Source organism: Niallia sp. FSL M8-0099, from assembly GCF_038006945.1.
Lineage (GTDB): Bacteria > Bacillota > Bacilli > Bacillales > Cytobacillaceae > Niallia > Niallia circulans.
Genome location: NZ_JBBOWF010000003.1, coordinates 110,011 through 131,000, shown reverse-complemented (window position 1 = coordinate 131,000; position 20,990 = coordinate 110,011). Strand labels below are relative to the sequence as shown.

At 30.7% G+C, this 20,990-nt stretch carries 19 protein-coding genes; 1 reads left to right on the top strand and 18 read right to left on the bottom strand.

What is annotated here, in order from left to right:
- Window positions 1-127 precede the first annotated feature (127 nt).
- The 18 genes from NSQ92_RS25040 to NSQ92_RS24955 all read right to left on the bottom strand — a co-directional run bounded on the left by NSQ92_RS25040 (window position 128) and on the right by NSQ92_RS24955 (window position 19,422).
- Entirely contained in the window at window positions 128-1,174 is a 1,047-nt protein-coding gene (locus NSQ92_RS25040; protein WP_341123845.1) for a hypothetical protein, read from the bottom strand.
- A gap of 341 nt (window positions 1,175-1,515) precedes the next feature.
- Entirely contained in the window at window positions 1,516-2,016 is a 501-nt protein-coding gene (locus NSQ92_RS25035; protein ID WP_016205131.1) for a hypothetical protein, read from the bottom strand.
- Between the two features lie 9 nt (window positions 2,017-2,025).
- Window positions 2,026-2,397, bottom strand: a complete 372-nt coding sequence (locus tag NSQ92_RS25030) for a hypothetical protein (RefSeq protein ID WP_341118161.1) — start codon at window positions 2,395-2,397, stop codon at window positions 2,026-2,028.
- Between the two features lie 64 nt (window positions 2,398-2,461).
- Complete coding sequence (locus NSQ92_RS25025; RefSeq protein ID WP_162837589.1) at window positions 2,462-2,638, bottom strand: hypothetical protein; 177 nt, start codon at window positions 2,636-2,638, stop codon at window positions 2,462-2,464.
- Between the two features lie 16 nt (window positions 2,639-2,654).
- The gene (locus NSQ92_RS25020) at window positions 2,655-2,810 is read right to left on the bottom strand and encodes a hypothetical protein (protein ID WP_193224519.1); all 156 of its coding nucleotides are present in this window, start codon (window positions 2,808-2,810) and stop codon (window positions 2,655-2,657) included.
- Between the two features lie 194 nt (window positions 2,811-3,004).
- Window positions 3,005-3,913, bottom strand: a complete 909-nt coding sequence (locus NSQ92_RS25015) for a hypothetical protein (protein WP_016205133.1) — start codon at window positions 3,911-3,913, stop codon at window positions 3,005-3,007.
- An 18-nt stretch (window positions 3,914-3,931) separates the two neighbouring features.
- Window positions 3,932-4,912: a hypothetical protein gene (locus NSQ92_RS25010; RefSeq protein WP_341123843.1), complete on the bottom strand. Its 981-nt coding sequence runs from the start codon at window positions 4,910-4,912 to the stop codon at window positions 3,932-3,934.
- Window positions 4,905-6,443, bottom strand: coding sequence for an ATPase, T2SS/T4P/T4SS family (locus NSQ92_RS25005; protein WP_341123842.1), 1,539 nt, complete (start codon window positions 6,441-6,443; stop codon window positions 4,905-4,907). Before NSQ92_RS25005 ends, NSQ92_RS25010 begins: the two co-directional genes overlap by 8 nt.
- 15 nt (window positions 6,444-6,458) lie before the next feature.
- Window positions 6,459-7,613: a ParA family protein gene (locus tag NSQ92_RS25000; RefSeq protein WP_341123841.1), complete on the bottom strand. Its 1,155-nt coding sequence runs from the start codon at window positions 7,611-7,613 to the stop codon at window positions 6,459-6,461.
- Window positions 7,614-7,628: 15 nt separating this feature from the next.
- A complete protein-coding gene (locus tag NSQ92_RS24995; RefSeq protein ID WP_341123840.1) occupies window positions 7,629-8,378 on the bottom strand; it encodes a hypothetical protein in 750 nt (249 codons plus the stop codon).
- Window positions 8,375-9,841 (bottom strand): hypothetical protein, encoded by a 1,467-nt coding sequence (locus NSQ92_RS24990; RefSeq protein WP_341123839.1) that lies wholly within the window; start codon window positions 9,839-9,841, stop codon window positions 8,375-8,377. The genes NSQ92_RS24995 and NSQ92_RS24990 overlap by 4 nt, the downstream gene beginning before the upstream one ends.
- 591 nt (window positions 9,842-10,432) lie before the next feature.
- On the bottom strand, window positions 10,433-11,275 hold the full coding sequence (locus NSQ92_RS24985; RefSeq protein ID WP_341123838.1) for a polymorphic toxin type 44 domain-containing protein: 843 nt from the start codon (window positions 11,273-11,275) through the stop codon (window positions 10,433-10,435).
- A 740-nt stretch (window positions 11,276-12,015) separates the two neighbouring features.
- Window positions 12,016-12,630 (bottom strand): hypothetical protein, encoded by a 615-nt coding sequence (locus NSQ92_RS24980; RefSeq protein WP_016205276.1) that lies wholly within the window; start codon window positions 12,628-12,630, stop codon window positions 12,016-12,018.
- Window positions 12,623-13,069 carry a hypothetical protein gene (locus NSQ92_RS24975; protein WP_341123837.1) on the bottom strand — a complete coding sequence of 149 codons (447 nt, stop codon included), beginning with the start codon at window positions 13,067-13,069 and terminating at the stop codon, window positions 12,623-12,625. The genes NSQ92_RS24980 and NSQ92_RS24975 overlap by 8 nt, the downstream gene beginning before the upstream one ends.
- A 404-nt stretch (window positions 13,070-13,473) precedes the next feature.
- Window positions 13,474-14,277, bottom strand: a complete 804-nt coding sequence (locus NSQ92_RS24970; protein WP_226752558.1) for a replication-relaxation family protein — start codon at window positions 14,275-14,277, stop codon at window positions 13,474-13,476.
- 152 nt (window positions 14,278-14,429) lie between these two features.
- Window positions 14,430-15,335, bottom strand: a complete 906-nt coding sequence (locus NSQ92_RS24965) for a S1 RNA-binding domain-containing protein (protein WP_226752557.1) — start codon at window positions 15,333-15,335, stop codon at window positions 14,430-14,432.
- 198 nt (window positions 15,336-15,533) lie between these two features.
- Complete coding sequence (locus NSQ92_RS24960) at window positions 15,534-18,155, bottom strand: type IV secretory system conjugative DNA transfer family protein (RefSeq protein WP_341123836.1); 2,622 nt, start codon at window positions 18,153-18,155, stop codon at window positions 15,534-15,536.
- Window positions 18,130-19,422, bottom strand: a complete 1,293-nt coding sequence (locus NSQ92_RS24955) for a replication-relaxation family protein (RefSeq protein ID WP_341123835.1) — start codon at window positions 19,420-19,422, stop codon at window positions 18,130-18,132. The genes NSQ92_RS24960 and NSQ92_RS24955 overlap by 26 nt, the downstream gene beginning before the upstream one ends.
- Before the next feature lie 1,188 nt (window positions 19,423-20,610).
- On the opposite strand from NSQ92_RS24955, the gene NSQ92_RS24950 reads away from it, so the two are divergent.
- Entirely contained in the window at window positions 20,611-20,985 is a 375-nt protein-coding gene (locus NSQ92_RS24950) for a hypothetical protein (RefSeq protein ID WP_144545552.1), read from the top strand.
- Window positions 20,986-20,990: the final 5 nt, after the last annotated feature.

Below are 20,990 nucleotides of genomic sequence, written 5' to 3'. Positions count from 1 at the left end.
AACAAAAAACGACCCAAAACTAAAGCAGTTTATTAAACTACTTCGTCTTGGGTCGTTCCCATTTAATATAAAAGTTTATATAAAATATTTTAAAGCAAATTAAATGGGGAATCAATAAATATCAAGTTTAAATTTTTAATTTTTTCTTTCTAATAATGAAGATTACTGCAGCTCCGATAATTAGTACTCCTACTACCGAAATAATTATTGGGAGTTTACTAGATTTAGACTCATCTTCATCTAGAATTGAAGAACGAGTTGCTTCTTCTTTAATATTATCATTGTTTTCATTTGTAATATTGGTATCCATGTTATCTTCCTTGTTTTCAGTAGAAGGGTCGTTTTTATCAGATCTTTCTTTTTTCTGCTCAGTTTCCATTGTGCTTTCTTTTGTTTTATTATCATTTTTATCAGTAGATGTATTACTTCCTTCCTTTATTTTTGTTACAGAGGCAACAACTTTATTTTCCTCGTTATTGCTTCTATCGGAAGAACTACTTTGACTTGATTTTGATGAACTATTGGAAGAAGAACTGCTGTTTGTTTTTTTACTTTCTGTATTATTGCTTGTTCCACTTGATTTTGATAGATTAGTTGAGTTGCTTTTACTAGAACTCGATTTTGAAGTATTAGTTGAGTTATTTTTACTAGTATTGGTATTGCTTGAATTTTTACTACCTGTAGAAGTAGAAGGTTTTGTTGCTTTATTATCAGAATTCGGTTGTGTAACCGGTTTGGACTCTGGTTTAGGCTTTGGTGCAGGTTTAGGGTCTGGTTTAGGCTCAGGCTTTGGTGTAGGTTTAGGTTCGGGCTTTGGCTCAGGCTTCGGTGTAGGTTTAGGAGTTGGCTTAGTAGCAACCCTGTTAATATAAACCGTTAATTCTGCATGAGTGTGTTTATCTGAAAAAACGGGTACTATAAACTTTTGACCACTTTTTGTTACAGATTGATGAACCCCACCAAAAATATTAAAAGTATCTGCAGCCTTTGCATAATATCCATACACTATATCTCTGCATAATCCACTTGCATTTGCTGGGTTAGCTTGTGTAGCCTTATCTGAATTAATTGTCATGCTACAGGATGCTAAAGGTAACTCATCTGCAAGCAAATGCACTGGTTTTAATACTCCTAAAATTAGTATTAATGTTAATAACGTTATTACTCTTTTCATATAAATTTCCCCTCTCAATTTTTTTACTTTATTTTTTGTCCTTTATAAACGAAAAAAAGCGATCCAATGGGACGTTTTAATGGATCAGAGTATAATCACCCTAATCAACTTCTAAAACATAGTCCCAAAGAACCGCATCTTTTTTCATTAATCGAATAGCCATTGATGGCACAAAAAATAAAAATAGTATTGATATGCCTTAATTATACCCGGTTCTTAAGATAATTTCATTATAAAAGTAAAAAAAATTGGTTGTTTTAACCATGTTCACTGTTTATATCGGATAATTTTGGAATTATTAAAAGAAAAAACCATACAATTAGCATGGTTCTTTTATCCTGTTATTTATTTTTATACTCATAAACCGCTGCTTGTCGTATCATTGCAAGATCTCCTTTGAACCAGCGGGGGCTTTCAGTAGTTACAATGGCAATTACACAAGGACCTTCTACGTTTTCAAATACCTGATAGTTATCGTTATAATATACAAACGGATAGGTCCTGGATATACTATCATCAATAAATTCTAGATGAACTAAGTACAATTCTTTCTGAAAAAAAGAGTTTGCGGTAGGTGTATAAACATAGCCCTGAGAACTTTTAAGTTTTAAATTATTATTTAAACTATTTTTAAGATTTTCTAATGATTTTTCTTTATCAAAGATTATCTTTCCTTCAGATAATGCAGCTGGATTAATCGCAAGACCAGCATCATGAACTGCTAATTCTAAAGAGTTCTTTAATTGTCTAGAAGCGGTTTTGTCTGTATCTAAATTAAGCTGTAATTGCATAATTAATGCAAAAAGTAGTGCAAATAATAAAGTTCTTAATGTTGTACTCATTATATACTCCTAATATTCGCTTAAGATTTTGGTGCTTTTTGAAATAGTTCTAGGACCTTGGTTGAATATATTAAGAATAAATATAAAAGTTCGTGGCACTTCAATAGTAGCTTCTATATATTCGTTTCGAGGGGTTAATTTAGATGTTCCTGTGATGATAATTTTAGATTCGTCAAAGTTATAACCCTCTACTAGAGTTTTTTTCATTTCCTTAATAATTTCTGGTGTTAATCTGCCCTCAATAGCGGCCTCTTTAGCTCCTTCGGTTAAAGTGACCTCAATTGCATCTCGATGCATACTATCAATTGATGTTAATAATGGTGTGAATATAAGATTTACTGTAATAAACAATACCATCCATTCAGCTAACGTTCTTGCCATTTAGAACACCCCTTTGAAAAAATCAAAGGAGCTGTAAACTCCTTTGACTGTAAATGTTGATCTTTTAATTATTACTAGATACACCAGCACCAGTAGGAAGGTTGCTTTGTGCTCCGTTAATTTTTGCAGAATAAGTAGTAGTATTTGAACCTACTAGATTGTAGCCGATGAAGAATAAGAATGCGCTAATTGTTACTACTGTAAGTCCGATTTTTAAGAATTGAGCTAAAGTTGTGTTCATTTTTAAAATTCCCCTTTTACAATTTGATTTTTATTTGATGTTCATTTTGTAGCATATCTTGATACTGATTGTTTTTTGCTTTATAAGCATTAAATGAGGTTCCTAAAATTAAATAAGTCATAATGGATACAATTGCTGCCATCATCATAAATGTTAATAGTGATTTATTCATAATAATATCCCCTCGTTATCCACCGCTTTTTGCAGTATATAGAGCCATAGAATCAGAGAAACCAGATAATTCCTGATACAAAGCTACAAAAATAAATGTACTTATCACAATGGCTGTAATGGCGATTTTCATGAAAGTACTTAGCGACGTATTTATTGTTGGTCACCTCCTTAAAAGAATAATAGATTCCACCTTTACATTTGTGATTTATCTAATATAGCTATTACCATCATTACTACTACAAGTACAAAATTTAATATATGAATAAAATGTGTAGCTTTGATAGGAATTTTTAATAGATCTGTTGTTATTTTTCTTTTTCTTCTGTAATTTTCAACTTGTTTTTTTGCAAATGTTCCATGCATTCCATTTAACTGTTCAAGTGCGGTCTCTCTTTTCATACTGTCTAGATTTTGTAAAACTCCGATTAGCGCCTCGCTGGGTTTAGAATCTAAGTGTTTAGAAAATTGTTCTAATGCTTTACTTGGTCCATCACTAGTCCATGAACTTAGTAATTCCGTTAACGGTTTTTGTAGCAAATAGAAAAATGGCTTTATATTTTGCAAAATACTATAAGTATTAAGACGATGGACAGTCATCATTTCTATTTCGTTAATGATTAAATCATAGAGCATAAAAATCTCTGAATGTAATTTCGATGTTTGATAGTCAATGGTTCTTTTCATGATATAAACAAATAACGAAATAGGATTACTAGGAAGAGCGAAAACAAATAGAAGTAATATAACAGCAGCCTTTGGTGCAAGATAATCCATATTCCCTAATAAAACCGGAAAAACTATGTAATAAAGAACTAAAAATGCTGTTACTGAATATAGAATTAAATAGTATTTAATACCATTTAGTCCTAATGGATACTTTGCTTGTTTAAACCATTCCTCGGCTTTAGAATTTTTAGCAAGTCCTAAAATAGAGTTCTTATTTTTTTGCAAATTGCTTTTAAACCGTAAACGGTGTTGCATTCTTTCAGATGTTGAATTCATTCCCAAATACACTAAATATCCTGAAGTAAAAGACAGAACAATTACTACTAGGTATTTAAATACATCTATGTATTTAAATAATAGAACTTCTGATTCCATAATATTTGACTCCTTTCCTTATAGGTCGTTTTTAGGATGTTTTAAATAAATTGAAATTATTAGTGAAAAAACAGTCCCTACTACGGAAAGGCAAAAGGTAAATAATGTCCATTTTTCTCCAAATTGAAGCTTAAACCAATCCTGTGCTCCACTTGTAAAATAACCTAATAATAGTGAGCCGATAAACAATGGAACCGTTAGGAATCCATCATAAATAGATTCAACAGTCTGAGATTGTTCTTCTTCTAACATTTCTTCTGTATCCTCTATTTGTTTTGTTAGAACTAAGAGAGAATGTAATACGTTTTCTTTATACATATAGCCTTTTAAAATAATACTTCCTAATCTTTTGGACCAATTGGTTCCAGTAGTATAAGTGAAAACTTGAATGCTATCTTTCAGTTCTTGTTCATTTCGAGATAACTGAAGATCAGTAATTAAGCGAACTGTTACTTTTCTTAAACTCTTATTCTGTATTTCGTTTTGCATGGCACTTAAAGCGTAATAAATATCATATTTATTAACACTATAGGCTTGGGTTAGTTTCTGAACCATACTTAGAAATTCTGTACTCATGACATATCTCAATTTGTTTAATTTTATCCTTAATATTAAATATGGTACGGTCATCAGAAGTAACCCGAATAGTAGGGCGATAACAAAATCTTTTATTAAATAAAAGATAAAAGCGAAACTAGTCAAACCAAGTAAAGTGGTGAATAAGAGAAATACACCAGTATCATTGTCACTACGATGATCACTTGTAGTTCTTATTAATAAGCTTATGTGTTTAAAAAAAGGGTGCTTATAGGTATGAGATTCTGGTGAAGCATTACCACTTTTGATTCTTCTTATTCGGTACTTATAATTAACTTCTTGATACTTTATTTTGACTGAATCCATCATAATCTGATAGGAAATATAAAGCCCAGAAACGATAAAGATGGAATAGAGAACGTAATTGATACCAGCTTGCCAAAACCATTGAAAATTATTCATTTAAAGCACCATCTAATAAATCATTAAGAATATTATCTTTTTGTCTCTCATATTCGCTCATTGGAAAAAGCTTTTCTTTCTTTTTTAGATGATTTAATAGAATTTTAGTATCCTCTACACTTTCTTCAGCCATTAGATATAGAAGTTCCTTACTTATGTTAGAAGAATAATAGTATTGTCCGCTTATTGGGTGGTAGCGAACTAGATCTTGTTCTTTTGGTTTCTTTTCGTTCTCATCCCATATAATTTCTGTTACACCGATAACCCTTTTCTTTCTTCTATCTCTTTCTGCGCTCAGGGAAATGACCAGGTCTATATTTCTTGCTACCCTCTCTTGTTCGTTATCAAATTTCCGATTGGGAAATTCATCTAATAAATGTCGGGTAATCTGAGCAACAATATTTTTAACGGCTGTTAAATGATAAGTAGAAAAGGCACCACGTTCTCCTCTTTCACAAGCTTGTAAGTACCCCTCTGTTTCTAGAGAACGAATCTCCCCAACAGTAATATAGTCATGTTCCATACGAAGAAGTCTTGGTACGGCATGATGTAAGTCTCCTTCTGTGGCCTGAACTTCATAAATTAAACGATCTTTTAAATCCTCGGTTAGATTTAATTCAAAATGTTTTTCTAAAACTGCAATTGTGTATTCAGGTGGTCTTTCGCGTATCATTGACTTCATAAAAGTTGTTTTTGCAGATCGAACTCTTCCAGCAAAAATGGTGTTAGCCATGCTTCTTGATAAGGCTCGATAAAAAGGAACATCATCTTGTGGGATTGTTCCTAATCTTGCTTGTTCTTCTAAACTGTTATTTTTAATTACGAATCGTCTAAATACTATAATGTCTAGTTTAGTTCTAGGATTCATCATCATGGTGATTCGCGAACCATCTTCTCGTTCTATTTCCAGTTCTGGTTGCTGCTCATTAATTAGTGCTTCTTTTGTTCTAATTTGAAAAGCTTTTTTTATCCGATTTACTACTGATATACTTTCAAATTCTTCTGGCTGTTTTTGAAAATAACCATGTTTATCGATCCATAATTCAGTCCCTCTGATAACAGCAGATTCACTATTAGGTTCTTTATCCCATTTATGTAGAATACTTACGCCCCATACTTCATGGAAAATTGCTTCTGGTAAAGAATCATAAAAAGAGGGATATTCATCGGACGTAATATTCTCTTTTTGTAAGACTTCGTTAATTTTTGTTATAAAGTAAGATATAGCCTGTTTGTCCCCAATAACTGCTTGGTGCTGCCTGTTTAACCAAACATCATCACTATTTGAATCATCGTTTATTAAAGAGGAAGATTGATCATTTTCTACAGATTCAGCTATTATGATACTTTGTAGCTCTTCTTTAACTTGGTTACAAATTAAACGAAATGTCTTTTTTCTTTCATAGGTAGTTACAAAATCTTTTTTTAACCCTTTTTCATCAATAGTTTTAGATAACCATTGGGAAGGCTCAAACTCACTTTCTAATCCTAATGATTGTTCTGTATCATTTTTAACTGCATTTAAAGTCATTTTTTCGCCTCCTTATTACCGGTTAAATATAGATAAAAATCCTTTCTTTTCTTTGTGTTCCTTCGTATCTTCTTTCTCTGTTAATTTAGCTTCAGCAATTATTACATTAGCTAAAACATCTATTGGCTTGTTATAGCTACTATCTGAAAAATCGTATAGTAATTTTTTCTCAAAAGTAGCAATGGATCCTAGCTCCTTCATATCTGGTATTGTGACAACTCGATTCATATTTAGTTCTTCCTCAAGTTTTTTTTCGCTTATTAATGCATTCGCAGGTTGGAATTTATTGATAACAAGCATAAAATCATCATTTTTCCCACCAGAAGGTTCAATTATTTGTTGGTATAGATAAGGATAATATCCTCTATAGCCTTTCTCTTCTTGATTAGTAACAAGAAATTTCATATTACAACTTAAGTAAGCTTGTGCTGCAAGTGCAGAATCAAAGTGAGTGCCAGCATCGATTAAAATTACATCAAATAACTGTTGAGCTGTTTGAATCAAATGTTCAATTTCATAAGGTTTATAAAATCTTTGCATTTTAATATCGCGGTTGCCGGCCAAATGATAAAAGGAATCATGATAATAAATAGCTTCGGATAACCTGTTTATCGTTAAATTTTTGACATTGAGATCTACTTTCAAATCATTTAAATATTGACCTTGATACAAGTAAAAATAATCGGCTGGATCCCAACTATTTAAACTCAAAACTAAAACCTTTTCTTTTACTTTGAGTGATAATGCTCTTCCTAAATTTAAAGTGGTAGAGGAAACACCAGCACCATTATGTGTGCCAAATATGCCAATGATTCTCTTTGATAAATAATCATCTTTATTCGTTAGGTTATTGATACAGTATTCAACTACTTGAAGTTCTGTAGAATATTCATGAATAAGGGTTACTTTATATGCTGCACATAGTCTTGTAATTGTCTTAGTAAATTGTTCACTCTTGATTTGAGTAGGCTTAAAATACATGGGAATAGAGGGATATTTCTCTCTAACTACTCCTATGTTATTGATGTCAAATGAATCTCCATCTAATAAAACAGCGTCAATTTTTTCCTTATTTGAATAATCAATATTGCCCATATGAGCATGGAGGTTGTCCATTTTGTCAATTAGTTCTTTGTAGATAGAGTTTTGACTAAAAATTAATATTTCCATTACATGTCCTTCTCCCTATTGATAAGTTATATATAATTTTGCTCCTTTACCGAGCACTTCGTTCATTAACTTTTTAAAGTCCTCTTCATTTAAAATAATCTCCAAATCACTTATGCTTGAAGTAGCATTAAGTCGTTTATCCTCTTTGTTGTTTTCTGAGGATGAGATTACCTCTTTATTACTCGAATCTTTTACATAAACAACCTTTATTGATTTTAAGAACGGTTCACTTTCCATTGAATTAGATATTTTTTCGAGCTGTTCTTTTGTATCCTCAGAGCTAGTAGTAGATGGACCATTTTTATTTAAATTTGTAGTTCCATCGTTATAAATCAAATAAATATTAACGGTATCTTTTCTTCTTAAAGAACCAGGCATTGCATAAATCATTTCTTTCGTTATAGGTCGAATAGCCTCGCCTTCCTCTTCATTTGGTAAAAGTTCGTCGTAATCTATCATTGTTTTAGTAAGAAGTGAATTCCCTTGGATAATCTGATTAGCATCTAATCCAATAATTTCATCCACTTCTGCAGGTAGGATGACGTCATTCATTAAAGTTTGTTTAGGTCTACGTTCTATCAGTAACTTATCTTCTGTAATAGGTTCATTTTTTAATATTTCAGAAGAGGGCTTAATCACTACAACCTCTGTTGAATCAATTCGTACTCGTAAAAATTGATCATAGAATAAGGTTAAACCGATAGCTGATACACCTACCAATAGACCGCTGATTATTTTGATGGAAGGTCTTTTAAAGAAATTCATTCGTTTTGATTACCTCCTGGATTCGTTTTTTCTATCTTAATTTTTCTATTGAAGAGTTTGTTTAATATCCCGCTTGCTTTAGTTTTCAAGAGTTTATTAGGAAGTAAAAGTTCTAATATAGGTACCAAAAGTTCATTTACTTTGCTTTTATAATCCTTATAGTCGTTAAGGAATATCCCTTGATACTGTGCTTCATATACATCTTCATCTTCAAAAGAGGGAATTATAGAAATTAATTTATCTTTAAATAAATCTTGAATTAAGGGATTTTTCTTTATTTTTTCATTGAAACGATTACCAATGATATGTGTTTTCTCAGATTCGATAAGGCTAGAGAATAGTGGATTTTCACCAAGCCCTTGAAGTTGGGTGACATCTGAGTCAAGAACAATGAATAGATGATCTGCTATCTCTAATAAATCAGTGACTACCTCATTGTCTAAGTTGCTACCAACATCAATAATCGTTACAAGTGATGAATTAGTGTAGAGTAACTTTATATAATCCTCAAAGCTAATTCCTACTGGTTCCTCACTTAAAGTGGGATTATGACATATAAGTTCAACACCATCACGAAACCACTCTGTTTGAATATCTGAAGTATTCTCTTGTTGTGCACTCCACTTATTTACGTAATTTGGAGCAAATTCATGGCCATAAAAACGGTCATATGTATAGGGATTTAGCAAGGGATCTTCCACATATAATGTGCTAACTTGGTAATTTGCTATGCTACGAGCTAATATATGTGAAATAAATGTTGTACCATTGCGTTGGTAAAAGCTACCTACAAGGATAGTTTTCTTCCTAACTGGAACACCTACTACTTTTTCACTGGGTGCATTATGTACGTGAATTGAGTATTCCCTTTTTATGACATTTTTTTGAACGATTCTTTGTACGATAGTTTTTTCTTTAGTGTTTTTTTCTTTGTGTGTTTTACCGTTCTCATCTTCGTTAACAGATTCCTCTTCCGAATCTTCTTCCAGTAGAGAGGGAATCACTTCACCATCGATACTAAGAGAGTTATTGATAAAACGTGCTACTTCTGCGAATGAGACTTTCCCTTTTAACTGGTTTATAAATTGTTCAATATCTATTCTTTGGGTATTGAATATATCAAGTACTCCCATACTAACTAGTCGAGAAAGAAGCGGATCATTGCTTGATCGTTCGCATAGGAAAACAATTCTTAATGCGTCGTCGAAATCAAGTCGGAGTTGTTTTATAATACTTAACAGCTCAATATCTTTATCTTTTTGATTTTCTTGCATGGATTCTAAATAAGTATCATGCACAATTAGTATTGAAGGAGTTTCTTCTTTAACAATTTCATAGAGATATTTTCGATGTAAAATTTCTTGTTTACTTAAAGTGAAATCTTCAGGAGACTTTGAAAAGGTCTCAATTAAAATCTTGGTATAGGTTTTATCACCTACCGCTATAAGAACCTTCTTTGTCATACTAAAACTCCTTTAAAACAAAAAAACACCCGAACACAAGGCAATTACAAAGAATTGTCTTACATTCGGGTGCTTCCCGTTAGTCATTATATTAATTTGCGTATTTTCGGTATGAAAGTCTTCTAGAATCCTAGAAGACATTTACATTTAAAAGAGAAAGATTGACGACGATTCAATCTTTAAAATTATAGTATCATGTTACTACTCCACATTCAAGTTAATTATTAACAAAAAGTATTGAAAAATTTAATTATCGCTTAAATCAATTTCTGTTACATATGAAAAGTTATATTTAGCTTCTTTTAAGGAGTCTCTTACAAAGAATAAGAAAAAAGTATTAGAAGTTGATATTGAAAAAGCTAGAAAATGCTCCTTAACAATAAATAAGAGATTATTAGTTGTTTTAACATAATATATTTTGAAATATTCTAAATATACCTGTTAAATTACAAATATAAGATTAATTAATATAATAGATATGTATATAAAAATACCTGTAGTTAGCATTCTTTTTAAAATGTCCTAACTACAGGTATCTCTGTTTATTCTGTTTAATCAATTATTTTATCTTATAAAAGTTCCAAGTGTATTCTAATGTTCAGAATTATATTTATCTATCCCTTTTTGAATTTGTGCTTGATCTTTTGGATCATCGAAAAAACTCTTGTAAAATTTTATGTTAGAAGTTCCAACACCGATTTGTACTAACCCAGCTGCAGACTTTAAAGTTGTAGCACTAAAAATAGATCTTCCAACATACCCATAATGAAAATTACCAATTGCTTCACCTGTCATTAAAGATTTATTTAAATCTGAAACTGTATACTTTGTTGTTGTTCCTAATTGAACTTTATAATCCCATACTCCACCGGGTTTAACTCTTTGTGCGAAATATGAACCAGCAACTAGATGTCTAGTTCCAAATACAGCATTGTCATATACTTTTTTAAGTGATTTTGCATGACTTCTAGTTGAAGACATAATACTAATAATTTGCGCCATAGGTCTTATAACAATTTCCCTAGGTACATCTGTAACATAGTTAATTAAAAGATCTTTGTCTACGGTAATTGCTTTTTCAGTAATTAGTACATTTATTTTTTCAATAAAATTCTTTAAAGTATTAAGATCATTCTCCGATAATTTTTCAGCATCTAAAAAACTATTATAATTAACATTGAGTGTTTTATCGGAATTTAATGAAACTAGATCTTTATGTTTAAGAAGTAGTGTATAAGCATCTTCATCAGAAGAAACGGCTGTAACATTTAAATCAATTGAATCATTATATATGTCTTCTATAGAATTATTAATTTCATTTAAAACACCATTTGAAGAGTCAGGTTCAGCAGCATAAATATTAGTAGGTGTAAGAATAAATAAACAAGCTATAACAATTATAAATTTAGTTAAAAAAATTCTATTACTCTTCATAACTTTATTACCTCACTATTAAATTATTTTTTAAGATTACTAACCATTGAACCAATCTGGACTAAAAAGTAACCAGACAATAAAAGTATAAGACATAATAAAAATTGAAATTAAGTACCCAATAGTCAAAAATATATCTACACTTTTAAATTTCTTTATAGTTATGGCATTTTTTAAATACATAAGAAATAAAACTAGACCAATTATTAAGCAGACAATATTTATAATTCCTAATAAATAATATCCAGGATATATTGGACTTATAATGTAAATAAAATAGATCAATAAATAAACAAAATCTACTAATAATAACTGAAATAATCTTTTTCTAATAGACATATTTCCCCCCCCTTTCTATACTGTAAATTTATTGCTAACTATTCCATTATATAGAAATTTTGTTGTTTTTCAATTTTTTTTGAAAATTATCAATATTTTAGGTTGGATAATTGATAATAGGTGGGGATAAATTTTGAGAAATTGAGGGGAAATTATTTAAGTCTTTAACTGGTAATAAAATGTAGTTCTTAGACTAACTTGTTCGTCATTATAGTCAATAGTCATTAATACACACAATAGCATAGGACGTTCATTATAGGTCCTTCAAAATATCGATTATAATAATTTTTCTATAAATAAACATGTATTACTAGGGTTTCAATCTTGAAAGTTTATTTTGCCTTACTGTTGCAATCAGTGTAAGGCAAAACAAAGTAGTTAGTCCATTCTGATTTTTCTTTTTATTTATCAGCATTCAATCTTCTAATTATACCTGGTATTACGTTTCCTAAGTTACCTTTCTTATACTGTTGTATAAAATCACGATATAGTAATCTTAATATATCCTCTACTACAAATTCATTTTCTGGTTCAACATCTGTAATATCAGATAGCATTACCTCCAATCTAAGTGCTACTTTTCTTCTTAGTGAACATTTAATCTGTTTTGTTTTGGTTGTTTTATTTGGTTTAGCAAAAGTAAGAGGTTGATGCTTATCTTCCGAATAACTATATATTTTTACAAAATAATCATTTCTCTGTTTTAATTCATGATATAAGTCGTAAGGATTGTTCCTATCTTTAACTTGAAATAGAAAGTCATCGACTAAAATACTTATAAGATCTCGTTGGGTAAATTCATAATTTCCCATTGCCTCCGCGACATCTTCACAAAATAACTCCCCTCTCAAATATTCAGAAACAGGGATGAAAAAGGAATAAGGAAGTTTAACTGGGTTAGTTAATTTATTTAATGAAAAGTTTAATAATCTGTCAAAAAATCCATCTGGTCGATACGATAACTCATTAAGTTCCTCTTCATAAACAGGATATATTGGTTTATTTGATTTAGCCATATAAATGACCATCTCTTTCTTTTATTAACATGAATTTCAATAGGCGGTATGCTGCTTCTTTAAGGCTACAATCCCATTCAACTGTCTTATCAAAGAGTAGGTCATGATAGTAAACTTCTAATTTAGCAGGATAAGGCTTGCCTTTTGGGTCATAGGAGTCATCAAAAATTTGGGCATCTTTATATTCTGTTAGAGCTTTTTTTACTAAGAGTGAACAAAAAGGTGTTGGTTGTAGTCCTCTCCTATTGGCCAATCTTTTAATGAGTTTTCTTTCTTCATCTGAAAGAGGAATCTTTACATCCTTTTTCTTATCTATCCTCGTTTTGCGTCCCTCATCTTTTGTTATTGGTATTTTCCGAACATTCCTTATTAGTAATTGATCTTCTTTCTTTTTATGATTGTTGTTAAAAATAGGATTTAATGGCTTCCTTCCATCCATAACCCTCTCTTCCCCCTCTTCCTTTTTTGTTTTCCCCTACTTTATCTCAGTGTCAGTATGCCAAATTGTTATATTGATAGTGTATGAGGAGGAGGAGAGGTTTAGAACGTATAGAAACTAGAATTTTGGACAAACTTTAAATAGACGAATAATTTTATATAAAAGGAGCTTTTTATATGGCCAAAAAAAATACTGTAATTAGTCCTGTATCTAAGGAAGTTTTAAAACAGTTTGGAGAGCTAGGGAAAAAATCAGCAGCAGTTAAGAAAGTAAAAATAAAAAAATAGCGGTTCTTGGATAAGGGCCGCTATACATAATTAAAAGTTCATCTCTTTTAAGGTAATTTGTTCTTTTATGATACTTACAACATTTTAATAATGATATATATTTACAGGGGAATTTAATTAATAATTCCCCTGCAAATGAACATTTATTCTTTGTAATTTTTGATGTTTCAGTGGTTGATAATAGGCACTTTCTAAATTTTCATTTATTAATTCTTCAACTAAGAAAAGAATATTAAATGGTAATGTATCTAATAACAGTTCTTTATGAATTGCTTCAGCAATAGATATGGTAGATGTATATATAATTACGATTTGCGGATTTTCAGGAAAATCTGAAATTGGTAAATTACCATATTTATTATAGACATATTTCCAATTCTCAAACTTATCTCTGAAATAACCAATAAAGTTTTGGTTCATTTGTGCTCTGTCAATAAGAAAGTTAATATTCCCATTAGGGGTTTTTACTTCTGCTGCACTCATTGGGAACTTATACCGAGCATTATTTGCTAGACGAGCATTCCATTTCCATTTAGAAACAACTTTCTTTTCTATGAATTGGCAGCGAAGTTCATTCATTGATACATATCGTTTTAATCCACCTACACCATAATTATCCCATCTATCAGGGGCCATAAAGAACTGATCGCTATAATAATGTTTTAGTAGCCTATAACCCGCTACCCCTAATGTAAAGGGAGCGGGAGGTCGTGTTTCTTCATCACCACGTATTCTAACTTTCCATCTATCTACAACACCATTGGTTCTCAATCGATCTAAACGCTTAGAGGTTTCTGACCTACTCATTAGAGAAGACATATATCTCCTAATTTGGTCCTCATTTGCACAAACAGCGTCACCTAGAACTTTAATAAGGGTAAAATCCGCTTCATCAATAATTTTTCTGTTTAATAGTGTCATAGCACCTTCTATCCCTGTATATGGGTAATATTTCGAAGGTTTTACATAACTACTTTTAAGTAGTGGATGGTCCCAGAAAGGGATTTCACCATTTCTTGTGGTGAAAACAGGGAAATCGTCCATTACTAAGTTATTTTGTTCAGAAATATTCATTATTCAAAGAGGAATGAAGCGACATCTTTGATTTTCTTTTTACCCCTTGGATACCCCGTAATAGTTACTTTGGCATGTCTTTTATCTTTATCGATGGAGCGGATAGTGCAAGAAACAATATCTCCAACTACTGGCTCTGGCAAGTGACGGGGACGGATCCCTTTAACTTCTAATCCTGCATCTAATTTAACAAATATCCCATGTATTGGGTCTAGATTCGTTACTTTACCAGCGACTGTACTGTTTTGATTATAAAGTTCGATTAATTTTTTAAATGGATCATCTTGAGTATCCCTTCTGCTAACTTGAATAAGATTATTTTCTTTATCAAATCTCAAAACTTTTACTTGTATTGTTTCTCCTCGATTAATTTCATGCTGAATATTTCCATTTTCCCAGCTCCAATGTCTAGCGTTCATAAAGCAATCTGCACCATTAATACGGACAAAAACCTTCCTCGTGTTTGGATTATAACCTCTTACTACACCGTCAAAAATTGTTGACTTTAAGGAATCTTCAGCTTCAAGTGTTACTAATTGTTTCATGAATTCCGCTTTTCTGATATCATCCGCTTTCCTTACTGATACCAATACAATATTGTCTTCAATGTCTATTTGGTCTACAATCACTTCTTGAATTGATCCTGTAAAACCGTTTAATGAACGGAAATCATGATCAGAAAATTCGTTGCTTGGGCAATATGCTGTAATGTTTGTACCTTCTAAGAGAAATGTTGCTACTTCCATCTGTTTTTTTACATATTTTCCATCTTCTAATACTTTGGTTTCCCTTGTTGATACTGCTGTTACAGCTCCTTTAATTATAGTTCTATCTCGCTTAATCTTTGCTAGTTCATTTAATTGGTTGTCATTAACCCATGATGTTTTTAGTGTTTCAGCCATCATATTCCCTCCTAATAGTGAATTTTCTGTAAACATAAAAAACGACCCAAAACAAAAGCAGTTATTCAAACTACTTCGTCTTGGGTCGTTCCCATTAAATATTTAATTTTATTATTTGTTTTTTATGTTTACTAACTTATTGGAATTTTAACCTATATTTTTAATTTTTTCAATACTTACTGAAAATTACCTAGGATATATTTAACTTTTATCAGAAAATGGAGTAATAAAGTCAAAAGGACTAGATTTTCCTTCTTCCTTTTTCTCAACTTCCCCCTCTTTTGTAGTATCATCAATTTCTTTTATTAAATCATTATAGAATGATTCTTCTTTTTCATCTAATACTGACTGATTAGCTACTTCATTCGAAGGTGGTAAATTTTTGGAAAATAAGCTTGATACATCAAGGTCAACCACTTCATCATTTATGTTAATTGCTTTTTCGCCTAAAGAAGTTCCTTTTTGTGATATTGGCTGCGTTTTATATGCTTCTTCTTTTATCGCTTCCTTTTTAGATAAATATTTATCAGGGTATCTATCAAATTCAACTAATTCTAATTCTATATCCTCTACAGCATCTTTTTCTGGAAGAGGAATTCCTATTAATGCTTCTTCCTCTTGAAGTGGTATATCAATTATTTCGGATAGCGCTTTATCTGTTTCGTGAAACAATTCCGTATTTAAGGATTTTGATTCTAACCAAATACTAGCACTTTCCTGGATTACTTTTACTTTCGCTTCTTTAAATTCAGCCTTTGGAACAAAGTTTGCATCAATCTGCCGTACAGGTATCGGTTTATTATTAACAACTGTTTTCACAGCAGCTTGGAATGGCTCCTGAAAAATTAACTTATTTGGTGTTAGAATGACATCTGTTTTTTGTTGATAGCTACTACCGGATCGCATAACAGGTTCTTCTTGAAGAGGGCTAACAGTCTGTTCGTTTTTCCCTTCTTCATAACTATCCTCTTCTCCTAATAATTTTGAGAATAATTGTGCGTCAAAATAAGAGATATCTCCATAAACCATTTTGTGTCTAAAACCAGTTAACAAAGTATGCATGTACATTTCTCCGTATTTGTCTGCCAATTGAGCTACTGTTTGTGCTGCAACAGTAATAATAGCTTTATATTTTCTAGCTTGCGATATAAATTCTTTAAATGGTAAATAAATATAGTCTGGAAATTCATCGATGATTATATGTGCAAAAGTACTAGTTAGAGGTGTTCTCCTATATACAGCATTCTGTAGGCTTAGCAAAACAAACTTCCCTAAAACGTTAGAAAGACCTCCTAAATCATCTTTTGCCGTATTGACTAATAATATACCGCCTCTATTTAAGTGCTCGTCAAAAGAAAACTCTGATTTATCAAATAGTACGCGTCTTATCAGTTTATTTGCTCCTATATCATTTAGAACGTTTCTTAGCCCCTGTACATATTCTCCTTGTGCGTCAAAATAAGCTGTTTCCCCATAGTATTCGCCTTCTTTAACTTGTTCATTAGCTCCATTTCGACTAGTTTTAGGAATATGGTTCATGTTAAACCAATTATCAATTTGTTTTACGATATCCCAATGGTTTCGTTCATCCCTATCTTTAATAAGGTGATAATCTTTAGGGATAGTTTCCTTTAACTTTAAATGCATATGCCTAACAATTTGAGGATCATTGTACATTTTTAATAAAGTATCAAATTGTGCCTCTGTAGACGGGTCGTGTAATTTTAATAGATAAATATAGTTTTTTAAGTGGTTTCTTTGACTTTGTTGAAAGAAAAAGTTTCCTGTTCCCCCTTCTTGAATTCCATCCATTACCATTGCAAATGCTTCGGCTACCTGGTCAACTGGTCCTTGCATGGGATTAATAGATGGTGTATTGGGATTCGTAGGGTCAATATAGAATACAGCCTCTTCAGGTATATCATGAGCTTTAACTAATTGAAATGCTTTCTGACACAAATCGTTAGATGGTTCAATTATACTAATACTACTTAAATATGTTCCTCTTATTTCCTCCGTTTTATAATTGGATAATTTAGAGACTTTAGGAAATACATTGATAAATTTTGTTAGCCAGTGCAAATCCTGATTAATGATAGGTAATATTAATGCTGATGTTTTACCTGTTCCTGGTGGTCCGAATATGCCATTATGTAATGATCTATCTTTACCAGGTTGAATAATAAGTTCTTTAGTTTGAGAATCGGGACCTAGAACAACGTCTGGCCAAACCTCTTCTTTACTATTTCTAAACCATTTTTGTAAATATACATTTTTAAATTCAAATTTTTCAAATGCTTCTTTAATTTGTTTAGAGTATTGGGAATATTGTCCACCCAGCCAAATTAAAATTATACTTGTAACTATAGAAGGTGTAAAAACTAAAGTGTAAAACAAAGTGTTAATATCCCCAACAGCTACATTAAACCAAATATTATCTACATGTATGCTATTGATAAGATTTCCTAGGTAAGGAATGAGCGTATTATAAACAGGTGCTGTGATTAACCACATATAATAGGCTGTTATTCCAATGAACATATTCCAAAACCATAGGCTTCTCCACAACTTTTTTTGTGTTTTTTCATATTTTGTACTTACTAACCAAGAGATAATCAAGAAGACTGTACATGTAAGAAAACCAATTAAGCCTGGACTTAAGCTGTTACCAAATAAAACGAAGCTAGGAACACTATTGTAAAACTGCCCAATAACTAAGAAAAGATAGTTACAAATACTTCTAACTGATAAAAAAACAGAGACTAACCCAGTAACTAAAATAGTGATCCCAGGGAGCTTAGGATGAACCTTTAGTTCTTTCAAGTACTCTGCCCCCCTTTTTCTTCTCCAATGTTAGCTGCTTTTCTCCTTGGAGAAGTAATGGCCAATTTTTAGTATCTGTAAATTTTAGTGTTTCATAATTTTTCATTACAATGTCATTTTCTAGTTCAGATCTACTCTGATAAACAATAAGAAGGTGTGAAACCTCTTGTTTAAATTTATTATTTTTGTTTTCTTCTTCTAGATAATTTATTTTGTTTAATGCAGCAACACTTGCCTCTTCCACTATATTCAAAACTAAAACTTGTTTTGAATTGGTTCTTTCTTTATGAATCAATTCATATTGTGCTATCTCTCCAATGTTATAACTATCATTATGAAATATTTCCTTTTTTGCAAGAGGCACCAATTGATAATTAGAATTGCTTATTTCCATTGATAGTTCAAAAAGTTCTTGTTCGGACTTAAAAGTAGATTTATCAAATGGATAAATTCCTTTTAATATATTGTTTGCAATAATTGGTGAGCGACTAGCTGTAGTAACATAAAAGTGAAGGTTAGATATCTTATCAGCGCCTTTATGAATTATGGTGTCTTTTATATTTAAAACTCTAGTTCTTCTATCATCATAATACTTTACTGTATAGATATTGCTGTTATCAGCAACTGATATTAATACATAATGTTCTTCTTCAGGTTTGTGTTTACTTAATTTGATGTAATTTTTTATTTTTTCTTTGATTTTTGTCATTGTCTGTAAACCTGTGTCATATTCAATATTTAGAGTGCGACTACCCTTTCTAAATACCCAATCAGGGACAATAAATGGTCCACCAACTTCATTTTTGTAAGTATCTTTGTTGGGATGTATTGAAATTATGTTTTTCCTATTTGATTTTAAAGCTATGAGAGTATCTATAACCACATCTTGAATTCCTAAATAATGAGAAGAGTTTCTAATGTAATTATTGATATTTATAGCTTTTTCTTCTTCCTTAATAATTCCTTCTTGTTTTAAAATGTTTATACCATTCTTTCCTAAGTAATAACATGATATAGGTGGTTTATTTAGGACGGACTGATATTCTATTTTTACAATAGCGTAATTTGACCACCTCTTTAATTTCTTTTGAATAGAATCCCCTTTATATCCAAATAATTGATTACCATATTTGGTTAATTGCTTATTAGTTAAATAACGGTTAGTCCAAATAAGTGATAATAGCTCCAAATCAGTTGAATTTATCCAGGCTCCTTTTCTTTTTTCATGTTCATTATCAAATCCATACCATACTCTGGCTGATTCCAAATTTCCTCCTCCTTAAAACAGAAAAACCCCCAAAATAGTGAAGAATCAATCTTCATCATTTTGAGGGTTTTTCCCTTTGTATTATTAAACTGTGACTAGTATATCATTTTGGGATGATCCTAACAACTAGAGTTTTATGCATAAATATTAGTATTATTCATTCATTAGGCATACTAATCTTAAATTAATTACTAGTAAAAAAACTCGAGATAACTACTGTAAAAAATTAATTTTGATTAGAGTACAAAAAACATAAAATGATGTGTGTTATCTAACTCTAAAAACATATGAAGTTGGGGTTTTAAAACCTAAAAAAATATAAGTTTATCAAGGGTTAACATCATCCTCTGTTAAGGATGTCCGCTCACGGACAAATAACCTTATCCGTAATAGGATATCCGTAAGCAGTTGAAATTAATTAAAAAAGTCAGCATTTTTTATATAATCACGAGTGTATAAAAAAGTGAATAAAAAATGAACTGTTTCATCTAAATTTTATAGGTGAAGGACAATGAAAATGGGAGTGATCTATATTCGAGTTAGTAATCTAATTGCGAATAAACTGACTTATAAGTCTTCATTTTAGAAGAAACCATGTTAATCTCTCGTTTATGTTTGATTAATGTAAAAAGTATATTTAGAGTAAGGAAATTGTTTATTGAGTTGATGTAAGAGTTACGTAAAACATTGGTTTATATGATTGGTATTTGCAGTGCTTATATAATTTAGATGTAAATCCACCAAAAAAAACAAATTAAATAAGTAGTAACTAATAGTGGTAACCATATCGGTTGTTACTTACTTATAGAACTTGTAATATATAAAAAATATCAAGTCATATAAGGTTTTTAATATAGTTACTAAATATAGTTACTATATTAATCGTTTAATATAAAAAATACTTTTAAATGATAGCGAAATAACTAAAAATACTAATTTGTGACTTTTAGATAATATTAAATTTATTTTTTTAAGCAATAATTAATGAAAATAAAGTGAGATAACTTATAATCAATCTATACAGTAACTTATTTTAGTAACTATGAGTAAAACGTTGATATTATTGGGTTTGTGAGATGTATTTCATTTGTTAATTTATTTATTAAAAGTGTAGACACTTGAATTAGTAACTTTAATTGGTTATTATATATTTAAATTATAAGAATATCTTAGTAAAGGAGGATAATATTGGACTTAGAGCTTCATCAAAAATATAAAAATACAAAATTTGATCCAGAAACATTAGATTTGTTCACCGATTTAATATCTAATGACACAGTATTAAAAAAAGTATTTCTCTTTATTGCAAAGAACGAAAAGGACAGTATTGTAACAGTTGGAGAAATATCTGAAAAAGTACAGGTAGAACGAAAACATAGAGTTGAAAAAAATAAACGTTATTCATTTGTTTCCAAGGATGATTACATACATAGAAAACAAGCGGAAAAAATAGTTGAGCGTTTGTTAGCAATGTCGTTGATATATTATAAAGCTGTTCCACCATATAAGCATTTGTTTTTAACTATTCGCGGCAAACAAGTAATTCAAAGACTTTATGGATGAAGAAG

Excerpts from the sequence above, each read along its gene's own strand:
- NSQ92_RS25005 (WP_341123842.1), bottom strand. The coding sequence starts at position 6,443 with ATGACTTTAAATGCAGTTAAAAATGATACAGAACAATCATTAGGATTA.
- NSQ92_RS25000 (WP_341123841.1), bottom strand. The coding sequence starts at position 7,613 with ATGGAAATATTAATTTTTAGTCAAAACTCTATCTACAAAGAACTAATT.
- NSQ92_RS25010 (WP_341123843.1), bottom strand. The coding sequence starts at position 4,912 with ATGAATAATTTTCAATGGTTTTGGCAAGCTGGTATCAATTACGTTCTC.
- NSQ92_RS24970 (WP_226752558.1), bottom strand. The coding sequence starts at position 14,277 with ATGACACTATTAAACAGAAAAATTATTGATGAAGCGGATTTTACCCTT.
- NSQ92_RS24975 (WP_341123837.1), bottom strand. The coding sequence starts at position 13,069 with ATGGATGGAAGGAAGCCATTAAATCCTATTTTTAACAACAATCATAAA.
- NSQ92_RS24995 (WP_341123840.1), bottom strand. The coding sequence starts at position 8,378 with ATGAATTTCTTTAAAAGACCTTCCATCAAAATAATCAGCGGTCTATTG.
- NSQ92_RS25030 (WP_341118161.1), bottom strand. The coding sequence starts at position 2,397 with ATGGCAAGAACGTTAGCTGAATGGATGGTATTGTTTATTACAGTAAAT.
- NSQ92_RS25035 (WP_016205131.1), bottom strand. The coding sequence starts at position 2,016 with ATGAGTACAACATTAAGAACTTTATTATTTGCACTACTTTTTGCATTA.
- NSQ92_RS24985 (WP_341123838.1), bottom strand. The coding sequence starts at position 11,275 with ATGAAGAGTAATAGAATTTTTTTAACTAAATTTATAATTGTTATAGCT.
- NSQ92_RS25015 (WP_016205133.1), bottom strand. The coding sequence starts at position 3,913 with ATGGAATCAGAAGTTCTATTATTTAAATACATAGATGTATTTAAATAC.
- NSQ92_RS24965 (WP_226752557.1), bottom strand. The coding sequence starts at position 15,335 with ATGATGGCTGAAACACTAAAAACATCATGGGTTAATGACAACCAATTA.
- NSQ92_RS25020 (WP_193224519.1), bottom strand. The coding sequence starts at position 2,810 with ATGAATAAATCACTATTAACATTTATGATGATGGCAGCAATTGTATCC.
- NSQ92_RS25040 (WP_341123845.1), bottom strand. The coding sequence starts at position 1,174 with ATGAAAAGAGTAATAACGTTATTAACATTAATACTAATTTTAGGAGTA.
- NSQ92_RS24980 (WP_016205276.1), bottom strand. The coding sequence starts at position 12,630 with ATGGCTAAATCAAATAAACCAATATATCCTGTTTATGAAGAGGAACTT.
- NSQ92_RS24990 (WP_341123839.1), bottom strand. The coding sequence starts at position 9,841 with ATGACAAAGAAGGTTCTTATAGCGGTAGGTGATAAAACCTATACCAAG.
- NSQ92_RS25025 (WP_162837589.1), bottom strand. The coding sequence starts at position 2,638 with ATGAACACAACTTTAGCTCAATTCTTAAAAATCGGACTTACAGTAGTA.